The organism is Halalkalibacter oceani, assembly GCF_023715605.1.
GTDB lineage: Bacteria > Bacillota > Bacilli > Bacillales > Bacillaceae_D > Halalkalibacter > Halalkalibacter oceani.
Window position 1 is genome coordinate 1 of sequence record NZ_JAMBOL010000037.1, and the last position, 15823, is coordinate 15823.

The following is a 15823-nucleotide window of genomic DNA, read 5'->3' on the forward strand; positions in this document are numbered from 1 at the left end:
AGATACCCTTAAAAAGTCAAATAAAACTATTCAAAAATGGATGAAAAGTCAACTTCAGCAATGGATTAGCGGTCTGCCTACCTATATCAAGGCTTATTTATCAATTTCAGTCTGCGAAGTTTGAGTATAGAAATTAGTGATTTTTCGCTGTTTTTAGGACGTGTCTGAAAACTAAAGAATCATGTGGTATGATATGAGAAAAACGAATGGAGCAACGAGCATGACTCAAAGACGGTACGAAATAAACGATGAACAGTGGGAACAAATAAAGGACATGTTCCCTCCCTATCAAACAGGACGTCCGACAAAACTAAGTAATCGCACGATGTTTAATGCTTTTCTTTGGATCGCTCGAAGTGGTGCGGCATGGCGAGATTTGCCGGAAGAACGTTATGGCTCATGGAAAACGGCCTACAGTCGCTTATGCAAATGGAGAGATTCGGGACTACTTATCGCCATCTTCCAAGCCCTTCACATTGAACCGGATTTTGAAAACCTGAGCATTGATTCTACATCGATCAAAGCCCACCAACACAGTGCGGGTGCAAAAAAAACGCAGATGGACATGAAGTCAATCAACACATCGGCGTCAGTCGTGGTGGAAAGACAACAAAAATTCATACCGTCGTCGATGGATTAGGAAATCCCCTCGCTTTTCTTTTGACAGGTGGTCAAGTCTATGATTCCGTACCAGCGATCAATTTACTTCAAGAATTTGATATTACAGGAAGTCATATTCTTGGCGACAAAGCCTATGGCTCAGAGGCGATTCGAAATTGGATTACGGCTAAGCAAGCATCCTATACCATTCCCCCAAAGGCGAATAATCAAAATCCATGGAAAGTCGATTGGTATCGGTACAAAGAGCGTCACTTGGTTGAGTGCTTCTTCAATAAAATCAAGCATTTTCGCCGCGTGTCCACTCGTTATGACAAACTGGCAAAATCATTCTTGTCATTTGTATACATAGCCGCCATTTTCAAATTGACTCTGTGATGAGTTTTCAGACACGACCTAGTTCTGTTCCTCAATATTTTAATCCGTTTTATTACATTTTGTCACAAATTTATCCATATTTCAAAAGAATTTTGGTGCGAACCCCCTAGGGATTTTATGTGTGCTTAGGGTTCGCACCAGTTCATTTTTTTGAAATTAGTTCTAAATATTGATTTAAGCTTTCTCTTTCCAATTCAGTTACCATACTGATAAATGGTTGATAATTCCCTTTGAAGCCAGCTATATCTAAGGCTTCATAGTATTTGATTCGATTTTCCACTTTGAACATAATAGGCAGGTAACCAGAAGATAGTAATACAAAATTCAGTAGCAACCGTGCCGTGCGCCCATTCCCATCTCTGAACGGATGAATGTTTACAAATTGACTGTGAAGCAGACTAGCCCGCTCTACCGGATGAAGTTTCTCACTTTCTTCATACCATTTCATCAAGTTGTTCATTTCCGCTGGAATGTGATAGCTTGGTGTAACCTTGTGTGATGCACCTGAAATTTGCACCTCTTCTTTTCGATATGTTCCGGCTGCTTCCCGATCAATTCCAGCTAGCACAATTGCGTGAGTGTCCTTGATGAACTTTTCAGATAGCGGTTGATGGAGATGCTCTTCCATATACAAACTCGCTTCCCTATGATTAATAATTTCTAAATGCTCTCTTAACGATTTCCCCCCAACGGTTACCCCGTCTTCTAAAATCGCTTTCGTTTCATAGATCGTTAATGTATTTCCTTCAATCGCATTTGAGTGGTATGTATTTTTCACTAAAAAATCCTTTTTGAGAGACTGGATTGTCTCTGTTGGCAAAGGTCGATAAGTATCCAATTCTTCCTTTAATCGATCAATTTCACTAAATAGGGACATCAGTTATTTCTCACCTTCAATCCACGCACTCACAAAAAGTGCGGTAGTAGATATATTTATAGTTCCCAACTATTCAATTTTTAAAATTCCTGCTCTTATAGAGAGGACAACAACTATTTTATTTAACACTTGGTATATATCATTTAATCACCATTTCAATCCACGCACTCACAAAGAGTGCGATGAAAGGGGCCGAATAATATAGCACACGTCACCGAATTTCAATCCACGCACCCACAAAGAGTGCGATTTGCGTTATAAGCTTCTCCCATTGCACGATTAAATTTCAATCCACGCACTCACAATAGAGTGCGATTTTAGACTATATTCCAAATTGGCATAAGGGGGTGAATTTCAATCCACGCACTCACAAAGAGTGCGATGCCAATTCTCAAGCCTACACCATTGCAGATGCTGATTTCAATCCACGCACTCACAAAGAGTGCGATGTATTTACAAACAAGGGTTTACAATAAGTCGAAGATTTCAATCCACGCACTCACAAAGAGTGCGATAACTGCATCAAAATCATCAAAGATTGCATTGCTATATTTCAATCCACGCACTCACAAAGAGTGCGATGAGTGTATCAGGTGAAGCTGTAAGGGTCTTGTTTAGATTTCAATCCACGCACTCACAAAGAGTGCGATGAGTGTATCAGGTGAAGCTGTAAGGGTCTTGTTTAGATTTCAATCCACGCACTCACAAAGAGTGCGATTTATCAAAGATAGTAACGTCAAAACCTTCATCCTATTTCAATCCACGCACTCACAAAGAGTGCGATGAGAGGTTGCAAAGGAATTGGAATATGACTGGTGTATTTCAATCCACGCACTCACAAAGAGTGCGATTCCTCCGGAATGCGGTCAAATCTAATGTTGCAGCTATTTCAATCCACGCACTCACAAAGAGTGCGATAGCCAAAATCGCCTAGTTTTTTGAAGTTATTTTCACTAAATGAGGCGATGTTGCTTGTTTGAGTTGAAATTCACTTAATTCCCTCATTATTTATTACATAATAGCACACAATTCGGTCGTTTTTTGGTGCGAACCTCCCAGGGATTTTATGGGAGCTTCGGGTTCGCACTGGAAAGGTTTTGGTGAGTGATGCTCTGTCTTTATTTTACCTTATTCTGAATATTTGTATATGAAAAGGATCGGATCGAGTGTTAATTAGCACTTGATCCGATCCTTTAGTCGTCTTATTTATCGGCTGCGACGGTGTTGCGGAGCTTGCCGACTTTTTCTACTTCGACGATGACTTCATCGCCTGGCTTGAGCCACACTTGCGGGGTGCGGGACATACCGACGCCAGGAGGTGTTCCTGTGGCGATGACATCGCCTGGTTCGAAGGTCATTGATTGTGATAGATAGGACAGGATGTACGGGATGTCAAAAATGAGATTTTTTGTGTTGGAATCCTGCAATATTTCCCCATTGAGTGTCAGCTTGATGTCGAGCTTGTGCGGATCCTCGATTTCATCTTTTGTGACGAGGACCGGCCCCATTGGAGCAAAGGTGTCCGGCGATTTGCCTCGTACCCACTGGCCGTCGCCAAGCTGAATATCGCGCGCGCTGACGTCATTGATAATCGTGTAGCCGGCGACATAGTCCATTGCTTCTTCTTTGCTGACTTTTTTCGCCTTTTTGCCGATGACGAAGGCGAATTCGGCTTCATAATCGATTTCGCTTGAATTTACTGGTAAGAGGATTTCTTCATCCGGTCCGATGATCGCATTGCTGTACTTTGAGAAGATGACAGGTGATTTCGGCACGTCCATTCCCGTTTCTTCACAGTGGTCGAGATAGTTGAGTCCGACACAGACGAGCTTTCCGGCTTTCGGAACTGGCGCCTGAAGCGTCACTTCTTTCTCAGTGTAAACGATTTTCTCGCCATTTGGCCCTTCCTTTTCACCATCTGCAACTAGCGCAATGACTTCTTCAGCCGCTTTTAATGCTTCGTCCCCTTTTTCAAGAAAACGGTTCATGTCAGATGGGACGATCGCATCGGCAAGCGCGTATGGACTTGTCACACCTTGATCAGACAGCAAAAGAGTATAGCCATAATTTAAATCGATCATCTGCTCATTTACTAATGCTCCAAGTCTCGTAATTCCATTTGTCGTAAACGTTGCTAATTTCATTGTCTCTTCCTCCTAGATTCATATAGTCATTGATTAAAAGCGGAAAACGGGCTTCGGTACTTTTTTGGCGATAGCATCTTCAAACGCCTGAACCGCATCCTCAGGATCATAATAAGCGACGAGTTTATCGGTTTGGATTAAGCCTTGATCGAGCATTTTGATCGCCCGTTCAAAATCAAACCAAGTTGACGCGAAGCTCGTATAAATCGTAATTTCCTTACGCACGGCAATGGAAAGATTCGCTTCGACCGGCTTGGCAAATAAGCCGATTAACGTAATGCTTCCTCCCTTTGCAACGACATCGAGAGTCGTCTGAAAAATCGGTGATGCCCCTGAACACTCAAGCACCGCGTGCACGGTTTGACGTCCATACAGCTCCTGCAAGGCGTCAGTGATCGATTGCTGGCTGACATTGATTGTTTGGCAGCCGAGCTCTCTCGCAATCGGAAGACGGATTTCTTCGTCGGAATCAATTCCAACAACGACCGGTTCTGCGCCAACCGCTTTAACCATTTGCGCCGCCAAAATTCCGATCGGGCCAGGTCCAGTGACGAGGACAAGGTCGCCGGCTCTAATATTGCTTCGGTCCAAAACAGCATGCGTCAGCACGGAAGTCGGTTCGACGAGACATGCTTTTTCAAACGACAATGAGTCGGGGATTTTATGTAAATCTGCTGGCGGAACTGCGACATACTCGGCAAAAATTCCGTCACGATGCATTCCGCGAATTTGAAATTCATTGCAAATATGACGGTTGCCACGAAGGCAGCTTTCACATTTTCCGCAATAATTAATCGCTTCAATCACGACACGGTCTCCCGGTTTAAAGTCCTTTACTTGCGCTCCAACCTCGGCAACCTCGCCCGAGCACTCGTGTCCCATGATAACGGGAGGCTGGATGAAATGGTGAGTAGGCGCAAAATGATACGCGTGGACATCCGAGCCGCAAATCGAGGCATTTTTAATTTTGACGAGTACTTCATTTTCTCCTATTGTTGGGGTAGGAACATCAAGAACCTGTACACCACCATGCGTGCGTTCTGTTTTGACAACTGCTTTCATCATTGACCCTCTTTTCCTGATTTTTTACAGGGCTTACGCCATCTTCCCGAAGGTAACTCCACCATCAATGTAGAGAGGCGAGCCCATCATAAATTTCGATTCATCTGAAGCAAGGAATAAGGCGGCGCGAGCCACATCTTCCGGACGGCCGAGATCGCCGCTAAGCTGACGTTTCCGGATCGTGGCAAGCCCTTCTTCCGGATCATCATAGGAATTCTTTAAATAGTTCTCCACGAATGGCGTTAATATCGTCCCCGGAAGAAGTGCATTTACGCGGATATTGTAAGGAGCATAATCAACCTGCATCGATTTTGTCAGCGCGAGCACCGCTCCTTTTGTCGCCGCATAGACAGCGCGGTTCATCAAGCCGATTTCCGCGATTGTCGAGGACATATTAATGATATTTCCTTGCTTGCGATCGATCATTTGCGGCAGGACATATTTGGACGGTAAAAACACGCCTTTCATATTGACGTTGACGACCCTGTCCCACAGCTCCTCACTAAGCTCGTGCAGCGGGCCGACTCCGGAGATGCCGGCGTTATTAAACAGAACGTCAATCGCGCCGAGCTTGTCAGTCGCTTCATTGATCATCGCCTCTACTTCATCGGCTTTCGTGACATCGGCTTGAATGAAAATCGCCTCTCCGCCCTCTTCGCGAATCGCCTGAACCGTTGCTTCGCCATCCTCTTTCGATAAATCGTTAATAATCAATTTGGCTCCTTCAGCCGCGAATAACTTGGCTGTGCTTCTTCCAATCCCTGAGCCTGATCCGGTAATCAAAACAACTTTTTTTTCGAGTCTCATCGTCTCATCCTCTCTCTTCCTTTTGATAGCCGGCATGTTGGGAGATGCGCTGTCCCAGGCGGATGATCTCTTCCCTCGCCAGCTCTTCTTTTTCTTTCCAGACTGTGGAACTCATCGATATACTTACCGCGGCGATCATTTTGTTGGTATGGTTGTAAATTGGGGCAGCCACGCAACAAAATCCTTCCACCGCTTCATCGCGATCGACCGCTATTTGCTGCTGCCTGATACGCTCAAGCTGTTCATACAGCTCTGTTCGCGTTGCCACCGTATACTTTGTTTTCGGCTCCAGCTCCTCTTCAGGAAAGAGATCGTCCAGCTCTTCTGCCGGTAAATGAGACAGCTGAATTTTGCCAAGCGCTGTTGCATAAGCAGCAAAGCGCATACCCGGATCAGAAACGAGCCGCATCGGTAAAGCGCTTTCTTCTTTGGCGAGATATACGACATCCCGGCGATCAAGCATCGCTAATTGTACCGCTTCTCCGACATGACGAACAGTCATTCTCGCTTCCTGATGAAACGATTGCATCAGGTTGAATTGACGAAAGTACGAAGCGCTGATCACTCCCAAAGTCGGTCCGAGAGCGTATGTATCCCCTTTTTCCTTTGTGACCCAGCCTAAAGATTCTAACGTCGACAACAGAGAGTACATTGAGCTTTTATGAATATCAAGCCGATTAGCGAGATCCATTAATCTGAGGCTTGAAGGCTCCTGTGCGAGAAGGGCGATTATTTTATCAGCCCGCTCAATCGCAGGAACCCAGTATTTTCTTGTCATTAGCTTAAAACCTCCAAAACGCCATCGTTAAGGTTTTGTATAATAAACCTTGTTTTATATGGCAACATTAATATAGCATATAAAGTAACCGCTTTCAATATTATATTCTAAAAATTCATATCATTTTTTTATAAGTTAGCAGAAACAAAAAGAAAAAAGAGGAAGCATCATCAGGCGGGCGAACCTGATAATCCTCCTCGGACAATAATGAAACCGCTTAAGCTTCAGACGACTATAATGTGAATCCCCCATCAACAACGATCGTCTGCCCTGTTACGAATCCAGCATTTTCAACTAGCCCGAGTGCAACTTCCGCAATATCTTCCGGCGTTGAAGCTCTGCCTAGTGGTGTACCGGCCGATAAGCGTTCAACGTGATCCTCTTTTCCTTCAACCCAGCGTGTCATCACGATGCCCGGCGCAATGGCGTTAACTCTGACATCCGGTGCCAGTACACGGGCTAAAGATTTCGTCACGCTAATCGCCGCCGCCTTTGAAGCGGCATAGGCAATCGAGCTGCCGGCCCCTGTTAAGCCCGCTATTGAGGTAATATTAACAATCGCTCCTTTGCTTTTCTTCAAATGGTCGGCACAAGCCCGACTGACCATAAAGACTCCTTTTGTATTGACGGAAAAAGCGCGGTCCCAATGCTCGCTGCGAAGCCCGGCCAGATCATCAAGCTCGACAAAATCAGTCGTCCCGGCATTGTTGACTAGAATATCAATTTGGCCAAAGGTCTTTATCGTTTCTTCGACCATTGCTTCAATTTCGCCTTCCTCCGCCACGTTGGCGCGAAACACAAAACCATTCACTCCAAGCGCTTTTATTTCCTCCAGCGTCGCCTGCGCTTCCTGTTCAGAGCGTGAATAATTAACGACGATATTGACCCCTTTCTCCGCTAAACGAAGAGCCGTCGCCCGGCCAATCCCCGTACCTCCACCTGTAATAATTGCCGTTTTCCCTTTAAGACTCATCTTTTTCGCCTGCCTTCACCATTAATTTTTCCTCTACTATTTTCGGCATGGCCCCTCAAATCCCCTGCTAATTGGAAGAGAACGATTGAATTGGTGAAGCCGGCATGTGATCGCAAATCAGACTATGGGCTTGGTAGAAGATGCTGGTTTTATGGAAGAAAAACAGAGAAGGACAAGGATTGGCTTAGTAGAGGTATTTAACCTAAAGAGAGCTTGAATTACGTAGAGGTAACGCAATTGTCCAATAGTGACGACATGCGAAGAGGAGGTTTCAATCCTTGCACTCATATAGAGTGCAAGGAATTGCTTCATAAAGTCTAACCCCGACTCGTATTTCAATACACGCACTCACAAAGAGTGCGAAATATTCATTTCTATGCGCCATTTTAATTTCGTTTTATTTCAATCCACGCACTCACAAAGAGTGCGACCGGTACAATGTCATAAGGAGCTCCAACAGGGCCATATTTCAATCCACGCACTCACAAAGAGTGCGACGATCGACGCAACCCTTTACGATTAGTAGCGCTCCATTTCAATCCACGCACTCACAAAGAGTGCGACTATTTTGGAATTCCGTAATCGCCTCAAATGGAATATTTCAATCCACGCACTCACAAAGAGTGCGACAAAAAAATCAATAATTTTTTCCACATCTTGTACATTTCAATCCACGCACTCACAAAGAGTGCGACATAATTGACAACATTTCATAAATGGTAGAAAGAGATTTCAATCCACGCACTCACAAAGAGTGCGACGCGGCAGGATGCCACCACGCTTGACAAGCGCATATATTTCAATCCACGCACTCACAAAGAGTGCGACCCCCTGTGACTTCAGCCGAAGTGGCGTTGACTTGAGATTTCAATCCACGCACTCACAAAGAGTGCGACGCTCATGGCGTTATCTATTACGCGAGACCAAACGGATTTCAATCCACGCACTCACAAAGAGTGCGACCTGGTCACGAGCAGAGTGTTAAGAGATTCGTTGAAATTTCAATCCACGCACTCACAAAGAGTGCGACGAGACACTTGACGAGCGAATCGTTCAGTGTCTATCCCGATTTCAATCCACGCACTCACAAAGAGTGCGACGAGAGTTTTTGGAGCGACCGGCACTCGATAAGCTCAGATTTCAATCCACGCACTCACAAAGAGTGCGACGATCATCCTGCGATAAAGGGGAGGGTGTCGGTATGAATTTCAATCCACGCACTCACAAAGAGTGCGACGTATGAAAGCATTCTCTACGATACGTTGACAGATATTTCAATCCACGCACTCACAAAGAGTGCGACAACATATCTTTTGCAAAATCAGATATTTCGCTATTATTTCAATCCACGCACTCACAAAGAGTGCGACTGACAATAATATCGTCTGTTCGAATTGTGCTGATATTTCAATCCACGCACTCACAAAGAGTGCGACGTTCGTGATTTGACAGAAGGTATTTCACTTATTTTGATTTCAATCCACGCACTCACAAAGAGTGCGACAAATGGATTGGCAGGCTGCTGAAACAGCTTTTTATTTCAATCCACGCACTCACAAAGAGTGCGACGATGCAGCACATTGAATTTGAATATGACAAAACAATTTCAATCCACGCACTCACAAAGAGTGCGACTCCTTTCTTTTTGTTTATTTTAGTTTTATTTATTTTATTTCAATCCACGCACTCACAAAGAGTGCGACAAAACTAACAAATTTTGTCTAAACATGGAGGGTAAATTTCAATCCACGCACTCACAAAGAGTGCGACCTTCGCCCCCGCATTCGCTGAACGAACCACCTCGATTTCAATCCACGCACTCACAAAGAGTGCGACGATATATGATGATATTCCTGAGGTGAACAAAGATATTTCAATCCACGCACTCACAAAGAGTGCGACCAACCAGCAGGGAGCCCTAAGTGCGGATGATGAAATTTCAATCCACGCACTCACAAAGAGTGCGACAGTTTAGCGGGGATTTATTAATCAAAGCACTTGTATTTCAATCCACGCACTCACAAAGAGTGCGACCGGCGAGTACATGGCGGTCGGACGGGAGCTAGGAATTTCAATCCACGCACTCACAAAGAGTGCGACACTATAAAATTCCGTTTTCGGAATGGGTGGAGTTATTTCAATCCACGCACTCACAAAGAGTGCGACCTTCTGCACCCAAGTAACCTAACTTACACGTAACTGATTTCAATCCACGCACTCACAAAGAGTGCGACCTTACGATTTTGAGGACAACAATGAGTATTTTAGTATTTCAATCCACGCACTCACAAAGAGTGCGACTTGAGTTTGAGTACAATGCTTTGTGGTAAGGGCGAATTTCAATCCACGCACTCACAAAGAGTGCGACAGCGAAAATTCCCGGTTTTGGGGCATGTCTAGTCGCAGAGTGGGAAGTTTTCGCTCTTTTTGGGCTGTTTTTTAATATTTCTACCCAATTTATCACATTTTATCACACACTATTCCATATTACCCTTTGTTTTTGGTGCGAACCTCCCCGGGATTTTATGTGAGCTTGGGGTTCGCACTAAAGCAGTTTCGCTCCATAAACGCCAATAATAATAATAGCGTTGACCTTAAAGAAGATCGGCTTTCCACCTCCCCCATCAGACTTCGCTTTATTCTATATTTACACAATTTCGTCTCTCATTCAATTGTTTTTGTACTCCTGTGAGCCCCTCAGATTAAGTCTTTTTAAGCTTGTTAATGTTTATTAAGTCAATTAATTTCTAAGTCAAGCGCCAAATTAAAATTGGAAAGCAATATGTAAGGAGGTTGAGCCAAGTGTACCTTCTTCTTCAACTTCTAATACCCCTAATTCTTCCTCATCAGCAATTGCTCCTTCTGAACATGCCCAAAAGTAAATCGAGTTCCCAGCCATGGTCTGAATCATCTTCATTTTGTAGCTGGTCCACTTGATTACCGGAAATCTCTGAAGAACATCCCATCAAGATGGTACTTACCGTTACAGTTGTACCTGCTTGTCTCCATAAATTCTTACCCATTTTTTCATTTTTTCCTCTTATGTACTCATTACCGTCATTCTAACTCTTATTAATAATCATTATTTCTAGGCTTAACAACCAATTATCTAATGATAATAATTATCATATTAAAATAAATAAAATTTATGTTATAATGCTTTATAAGCTTTTAAAAAGACGTAAAAAGCTCACAAGTAATGATTTTTATTCTCAATTAAAAGGTATTAATTCACCTAGTTGAGAATTTCAGGAGGAGAGAATACGATGATTGCAGACACACAACATCCAACAAGACCATTCAAATTATGGAGTCAATTCCAAACCCATTGGGAGCTGATTTTTGCTCTTCTCGCCGGGCTTTTCATTTTAACCGGATGGCTTCTTTCACAATATGGCTATGCCGGACTTTCTGTGCTTGCTTATGTGCTCGCCTTTGGAATTGGCGGATTCGCGAAAGCAAAGGAAGGCATTATTGACACGCTCGAACACCGAAAATTAAATGTTGAAATGTTAATGGTGCTGGCCGCGGTCGGCTCAGCATTGATCGGCTATTGGGTAGAGGGCGCGATTTTAATTTTAATTTTTTCCTTAAGCGGAGCGTTAGAAACGTACACGATGAACAAAAGCAAGAAAGAAATATCGGCTTTAATGAGCTTACAGCCGGAGAAAGCGGTCCGCTTCGAGGACGGAGTGGAAACGAGTATTCCCATCGAGTCGTTGCGGGTCAATGATGTCATTATTATTAGAGCCGGTGAACGAGTGCCGGCTGACGGTGAACTGATTGACGGGGAGACAACCTTTGATGAAGCTGCGATCACTGGAGAAGCGATTCCGGTAGTAAAAGCGAAAGGTGATGAAGTATTCGCAGGAACGGTCAATGTAAGAGGAACGATTCTCGTCAAAGTGACGAAGCCCCTGAGCGAAACGCTGTTTCAGCGCATTATTCATATGGTGCAAACCGCACAGAGCGAGAAATCGCCCTCCCAGCTTTTTATTGAGCGAATGGAAGGCACTTACGTCAAAGTTGTCTTGCTTGTCGTTGCGGTCATGATGGTTTTGCCGCATTACGTGCTTGGCTGGAGCTGGACGGAAACCTTTTACAGGGCGATGATTTTGTTGGTTGTCGCCTCGCCGTGCGCCCTCGTCGCTTCCATTATGCCGGCGACATTGTCAGCCATTTCAAGCAGCGCCAAACGGGGAATTTTGTTTAAAGGCGGGGTTCATATCGAGAACCTCGGCCACCTTAAAGCAATTGCCTTCGATAAAACCGGAACGCTGACGAACGGCAGTCCGGAAGTAACCGATGTCGTTATCCGTGATGGACTGAAGCAGCATTCCTTTTTCTTTCACGTCGCCTCTCTTGAAACATATTCAAACCATCCACTGGCGCAAGCGATTGTCGCCTACAGCGAGCCACAGTTAACGGATGGCATTACGAAGCCGGAACAGATGGAAGACATTTCGGGCTACGGGGTTCAGGGACTGTTCGCTGACGGGCAGTGGAAAGCCGGAAGCGCCGCCTTTGTCGGCGAACAGGAAGCAGCTGCATTTCATAATAATGTGGCAGAGCGCCTCGCGGCCGAGGGGAAGACCGTCGTCTTTATTAAGGATGACAAGGGAATTGCCGGCGTGATCGCTTTAAAGGATTCCATTCGTCCTGAAGCCGTCGCGGCCATTGAGGCGCTGCGAAAAGAAGGGATTACGCCGGTGATGCTGACGGGAGACAGCGAACAGACCGCGAAAGCGATCGCCGCTGAAAGCGGATTGACTCATTATGAAGCGGCCTGTCTGCCGGAAAAGAAAGTAAGCCATATTAAAGAGCTGCAACGGCAATTCGGTACGGTGGCGATGGTCGGAGACGGGATTAATGACGCCCCCGCTCTGGCGACAGCCAATGTCGGTGTCGCGATGGGAGACGGCACCGATGTCGCCCTTGAAACCGCCGATGTCGTTTTAATGAAAAATGATTTGCCGCGCTTAGCCGAAGCGGTGAAGCGCTCGAAGAAAATGAACCGGATCATTAAACAAAACATTGTCTTTTCATTGAGTGTTGTCGCGCTGTTAATTGCCTCGAATTTCATGCAAATAGTAGATTTGCCCCTCGGTGTAATCGGCCATGAAGGCAGCACGATTCTTGTGATAGTAAACGGATTACGGCTGTTAAAAGGATAGTAAAACAGCAGGAGCGCTCTCAACATAGCTTGAGACCGCTCCTTTTTCATCCGCTTTCCTCCCTGACAACTCACCTGTTTTCCAATCAAATTAATCGGCATGTAGTTATCAAGTGACAGCGCTTAACCTCTAAGACTGCTCTCTTGCCGCTTTCATTGCGGCTGTTTCTTCTTCATTCGGTCCGTACACACCTGGCGCTACCAGTCCCGCCTGTCTCATCAGAATGGTGAGCTGACCGCGATGATGAATCTGGTGACGGATAAGTTTGTCAAGCACACCAGCATACGTAGTATCAATGAAACCAAACAGCTTCACTTCCTCAACGAGCTTATTGTCCTGCCCCGCCCATTTTCTAGTAAATTCGGCAATCGCTGATTCGCTCGTACTGCTATAAGCTTTGACGATAGCCGCTGCAGAGCTTTCTTCAACTGCCGGAATTTCCTGTTCCAGACCAAGATGATTAAGAAATACGCTAACGCTCTGGACAATATGCCAGGCGATTTCACCGAGCGTACGCGGCTGTGCCTCTGACACTGCCTGGCTTAATGAGGCGTCTGTCAGCTTGTCAAGCACCTGTCGTGTGAGATCAGCTTCCTCTTTCCAATCGTTCAGAAATTCTTCGACCGTTCCATACATGTTCATCACTCTCCTTATTCATCATTCAATTAATCGTTATCGTTTTTCTAAGAAGCTACATTCTTTATTATACATTCAATTTTCCATCCGGGAAGTAAACTCATTAGAATGCTGCAAAATCTACAGTATCCGTAAAGATCATTCCAAAATAGCGGTATCTAATATGAACCGTCTTTACTTCTTCGTTATGAATCACACTAACGCCATAGATTTCATCTTTTTCAGAATAAGGGGAAGCTGCTCTTTTTATGGCTGCTTCCTTCATCTCGGTAAAACGGTATTTTTCCGCTTCTTCACCTGTAAAATCATCGGTTATGATGAAACCTTGTGAGGCATTGCTGACTTGTAATCCTGTCTTTAAAGGCTTCTGATCATGATTTATCCATACCTCTACGATGTCCACGTCACGATAGCCTTGATTGCTAATACCAACAACTACTGATTTATTGTCCTCGCTTGCCCCAAGGGTTCCGATCTCTATTGGAGGATTTAGCTTCAAGACGCAATAAACACTGGCTGCCATGATCGCAAAAAACAGAACAGAAAGCCAAACGTTTTTCTTCACATTCCCCCTCCTTCACACGGTAATCTTCGACCTTTCCTCTTTGTTACTTTTTCTTATTCACAATATAGAATGTTCCAAGACTATGGGCGACAAGGCTTTCATTATCATCAGTGATTTGACATTCTGCGACAACCGTTGTTTGTCCTCGGTGTAAAAATTTCGTTTTCGCATATACTTTACTGCCTACACCTTTTTTGATAAAATTCATTTTCATTTCAAGTGTGTATACTTCTTGGTCTTTCTTCAATTCATTCACGATGTTCATTCCGATACTTATATCCGCTAACGTATAAAGCGCTCCGCCTTGAGCTACACCATATGTATTTTCATTAAACTGCCCCAGTTCCATGACTAACTCCCCGTCATCTCCCCAATCAATTCCTAAAAATCTCGCAAAATAATGAAGTCTGGCTCTTTTATCGTCTTTTGCTTCAAAAGGAAGCTTGTAGAGCTGGACGACTCTCTCAATTTCTTTTACTTGTTCAGCAGACAATCCTTCAAGATCATTCATAAGTTTATCAAGCATCTTTCCAACACCACCATCCTAAAATTTCAGACATCTTCGTCATCTTATTATACCGTAAGAATTAGCGTATTTCGGTAAAACTTATGACTTACTTTAGATGTTACATATCAGCTTTTTGCTAACGATACTGTCAGGCATAATTTTTTGCACTCAGTAAAACAAATCTAATAATCGATACTTTATAACCGCTTTATCCATGCATTTTATATTGATTTTATCAATTACCATTACGAAAATTCCAAAAATTTGTTAAGATGTTAACTGTAGAGAACAAAGGAGGGTTTTCATGAGTGTGACAGCATATACTGCAACTAAAATATGGAACGATGGGGCATATGTACGCGGTGCGTACGGAGTCATTCAGAGGCTATAGCCATGTTTTCTTATCTCTTATGGTTTACAACCGTGATCCTCATGATCATTCATACATATCGCGTTGCCACTAATAAGAAAGAGAATGAAAATAAAACAGCCCAAACGATTTTTATCGTGGTGATTTTTATGGTTCTGCTTCAGAATAACCCATTCTTTAGCCGGTTTTAAAATAGATAATGATACTTAGAGGCTGGAAAAAGGTAAAAAACCTTTCCTCAGCCTCTTATACCACTAATCAAGCCACAGAAAGCCCTAGGTACTCTCGTACAACGCGAAACTTAAAAGTAGAGCTAGATTTAACCATAAGAAAACACCCCAAAAGGTAGGTTTTTGACTGTGCCTTTTGGGATGCTCTTATTTTTGGTCACTTTTTCATTTACAAGGAACTCTTTCTTCCTTTTACCGATTATCAACCGTCTCCGGATACATATCATGGTTCATCAGGCGATGCTCGGCGATTTTTTCGTATTTTGTGCCGGGCTTGCCGTAGTTGGTGTACGGGTCAATTGAAATGCCGCCGCGTGGCGTGAATTTGCCCCATACTTCGATATAGCGCGGGTCCATTAGCTCGACGAGGTCGTTGAGAATGATGTTCATGCAGTCCTCGTGGAAATCGCCGTGGTTGCGGAAGCTGAACAAATAAAGCTTCAGCGACTTGCTTTCGACCATTTTTTTATCGGGAATGTAGCTGATGTAAATCGTCGCGAAGTCCGGTTGATTTGTTTTCGGACAAAGCGATGTGAACTCAGGGCAGTTGAATTTCACAAAATAATCGCGGTAGGCGTGCTTATTTTCAAACGCTTCGAGCAGCTTTGGATTATATGAGAATTCATAGCTTGTTCCCTGGTTGCCTAATAGATTGACTCCTTCTAACTCTTGTTCACTTCGACCACTCATCTGTCGTTCCTCC

At 44.2% G+C, this 15823-nt stretch carries 13 protein-coding genes and 2 CRISPR repeat arrays; of the genes, 2 read left to right on the top strand and 11 right to left on the bottom strand.

Translation table 11 applies throughout. The annotated features are described in order from the left end of the window. The first annotated feature begins 220 nt into the window (after positions 1 to 220). Positions 221 to 996, top strand: a protein-coding gene (locus M3202_RS20315; protein ID WP_251225081.1) for an IS5 family transposase whose coding sequence is annotated in 2 segments (ribosomal slippage) — positions 221 to 539 and positions 539 to 996 — 777 coding nt in all. Because the reading frame shifts where the segments join, the coding sequence is not laid out codon by codon here. Between the two features lie 142 nt (positions 997 to 1138). Here M3202_RS20315 and M3202_RS20320 read toward each other — a convergent pair. The 7 genes from M3202_RS20320 to M3202_RS20350 form a co-directional block, all read right to left on the bottom strand. Beyond that, positions 1139 to 1873: a Fic family protein gene (locus M3202_RS20320; protein WP_251225052.1), complete on the bottom strand. Its 735-nt coding sequence runs from the start codon at positions 1871 to 1873 to the stop codon at positions 1139 to 1141. A gap of 351 nt (positions 1874 to 2224) precedes the next feature. Next, positions 2225 to 2791: direct repeats of the CRISPR family, unit length 32 nt; unit sequence ATTTCAATCCACGCACTCACAAAGAGTGCGAT. A gap of 284 nt (positions 2792 to 3075) precedes the next feature. Continuing rightward, positions 3076 to 4017 (bottom strand): fumarylacetoacetate hydrolase family protein, encoded by a 942-nt coding sequence (locus M3202_RS20325; protein WP_251225053.1) that lies wholly within the window; start codon positions 4015 to 4017, stop codon positions 3076 to 3078. Between the two features lie 33 nt (positions 4018 to 4050). After that, positions 4051 to 5079, bottom strand: a complete 1029-nt coding sequence (locus M3202_RS20330; RefSeq protein WP_251225054.1) for a zinc-dependent alcohol dehydrogenase — start codon at positions 5077 to 5079, stop codon at positions 4051 to 4053. A 33-nt stretch (positions 5080 to 5112) separates the two neighbouring features. Continuing rightward, positions 5113 to 5886, bottom strand: a complete 774-nt coding sequence (locus tag M3202_RS20335; RefSeq protein ID WP_251225055.1) for an SDR family NAD(P)-dependent oxidoreductase — start codon at positions 5884 to 5886, stop codon at positions 5113 to 5115. Between the two features lie 4 nt (positions 5887 to 5890). Continuing rightward, complete coding sequence (locus tag M3202_RS20340) at positions 5891 to 6664, bottom strand: IclR family transcriptional regulator (protein WP_251225056.1); 774 nt, start codon at positions 6662 to 6664, stop codon at positions 5891 to 5893. 232 nt (positions 6665 to 6896) lie between these two features. Further along, positions 6897 to 7637 carry an SDR family NAD(P)-dependent oxidoreductase gene (locus M3202_RS20345; protein ID WP_251225057.1) on the bottom strand — a complete coding sequence of 247 codons (741 nt, stop codon included), beginning with the start codon at positions 7635 to 7637 and terminating at the stop codon, positions 6897 to 6899. Between the two features lie 332 nt (positions 7638 to 7969). Beyond that, positions 7970 to 10005: direct repeats of the CRISPR family, unit length 32 nt; unit sequence ATTTCAATCCACGCACTCACAAAGAGTGCGAC. A 396-nt stretch (positions 10006 to 10401) separates the two neighbouring features. After that, positions 10402 to 10554 carry a hypothetical protein gene (locus M3202_RS20350; RefSeq protein WP_251225058.1) on the bottom strand — a complete coding sequence of 51 codons (153 nt, stop codon included), beginning with the start codon at positions 10552 to 10554 and terminating at the stop codon, positions 10402 to 10404. A gap of 349 nt (positions 10555 to 10903) precedes the next feature. Between M3202_RS20350 and M3202_RS20355 the strand changes: the two genes are divergently transcribed. Beyond that, a complete protein-coding gene (locus tag M3202_RS20355) occupies positions 10904 to 12811 on the top strand; it encodes a heavy metal translocating P-type ATPase (protein ID WP_251225059.1) in 1908 nt (635 codons plus the stop codon). Between the two features lie 129 nt (positions 12812 to 12940). Here M3202_RS20355 and M3202_RS20360 read toward each other — a convergent pair whose 3' ends face one another. From M3202_RS20360 to queF, 4 genes are all read right to left on the bottom strand, one after another. Beyond that, entirely contained in the window at positions 12941 to 13447 is a 507-nt protein-coding gene (locus tag M3202_RS20360) for a DinB family protein (RefSeq protein ID WP_251225060.1), read from the bottom strand. A 103-nt stretch (positions 13448 to 13550) separates the two neighbouring features. Next, positions 13551 to 14012 carry a hypothetical protein gene (locus tag M3202_RS20365; protein ID WP_251225061.1) on the bottom strand — a complete coding sequence of 154 codons (462 nt, stop codon included), beginning with the start codon at positions 14010 to 14012 and terminating at the stop codon, positions 13551 to 13553. A 43-nt stretch (positions 14013 to 14055) separates the two neighbouring features. Then, positions 14056 to 14538, bottom strand: coding sequence for a PaaI family thioesterase (locus M3202_RS20370; protein WP_251225062.1), 483 nt, complete (start codon positions 14536 to 14538; stop codon positions 14056 to 14058). Positions 14539 to 15312: 774 nt separating this feature from the next. Next, complete coding sequence (gene queF, locus M3202_RS20375; protein WP_251193444.1) at positions 15313 to 15810, bottom strand: preQ(1) synthase; 498 nt, start codon at positions 15808 to 15810, stop codon at positions 15313 to 15315. Positions 15811 to 15823 lie beyond the last annotated feature (13 nt).

Excerpts from the sequence above, each read along its gene's own strand:
- M3202_RS20320 (WP_251225052.1), bottom strand. The coding sequence starts at position 1,873 with ATGTCCCTATTTAGTGAAATTGATCGATTAAAGGAAGAATTGGATACT.
- M3202_RS20325 (WP_251225053.1), bottom strand. The coding sequence starts at position 4,017 with ATGAAATTAGCAACGTTTACGACAAATGGAATTACGAGACTTGGAGCA.
- M3202_RS20330 (WP_251225054.1), bottom strand. The coding sequence starts at position 5,079 with ATGAAAGCAGTTGTCAAAACAGAACGCACGCATGGTGGTGTACAGGTT.
- M3202_RS20335 (WP_251225055.1), bottom strand. The coding sequence starts at position 5,886 with ATGAGACTCGAAAAAAAAGTTGTTTTGATTACCGGATCAGGCTCAGGG.
- M3202_RS20340 (WP_251225056.1), bottom strand. The coding sequence starts at position 6,664 with ATGACAAGAAAATACTGGGTTCCTGCGATTGAGCGGGCTGATAAAATA.
- M3202_RS20345 (WP_251225057.1), bottom strand. The coding sequence starts at position 7,637 with ATGAGTCTTAAAGGGAAAACGGCAATTATTACAGGTGGAGGTACGGGG.
- M3202_RS20350 (WP_251225058.1), bottom strand. The coding sequence starts at position 10,554 with ATGAAGATGATTCAGACCATGGCTGGGAACTCGATTTACTTTTGGGCA.
- M3202_RS20355 (WP_251225059.1), top strand. The coding sequence starts at position 10,904 with ATGATTGCAGACACACAACATCCAACAAGACCATTCAAATTATGGAGT.
- M3202_RS20360 (WP_251225060.1), bottom strand. The coding sequence starts at position 13,447 with ATGTATGGAACGGTCGAAGAATTTCTGAACGATTGGAAAGAGGAAGCT.
- M3202_RS20370 (WP_251225062.1), bottom strand. The coding sequence starts at position 14,538 with ATGCTTGATAAACTTATGAATGATCTTGAAGGATTGTCTGCTGAACAA.
- queF (WP_251193444.1), bottom strand. The coding sequence starts at position 15,810 with ATGAGTGGTCGAAGTGAACAAGAGTTAGAAGGAGTCAATCTATTAGGC.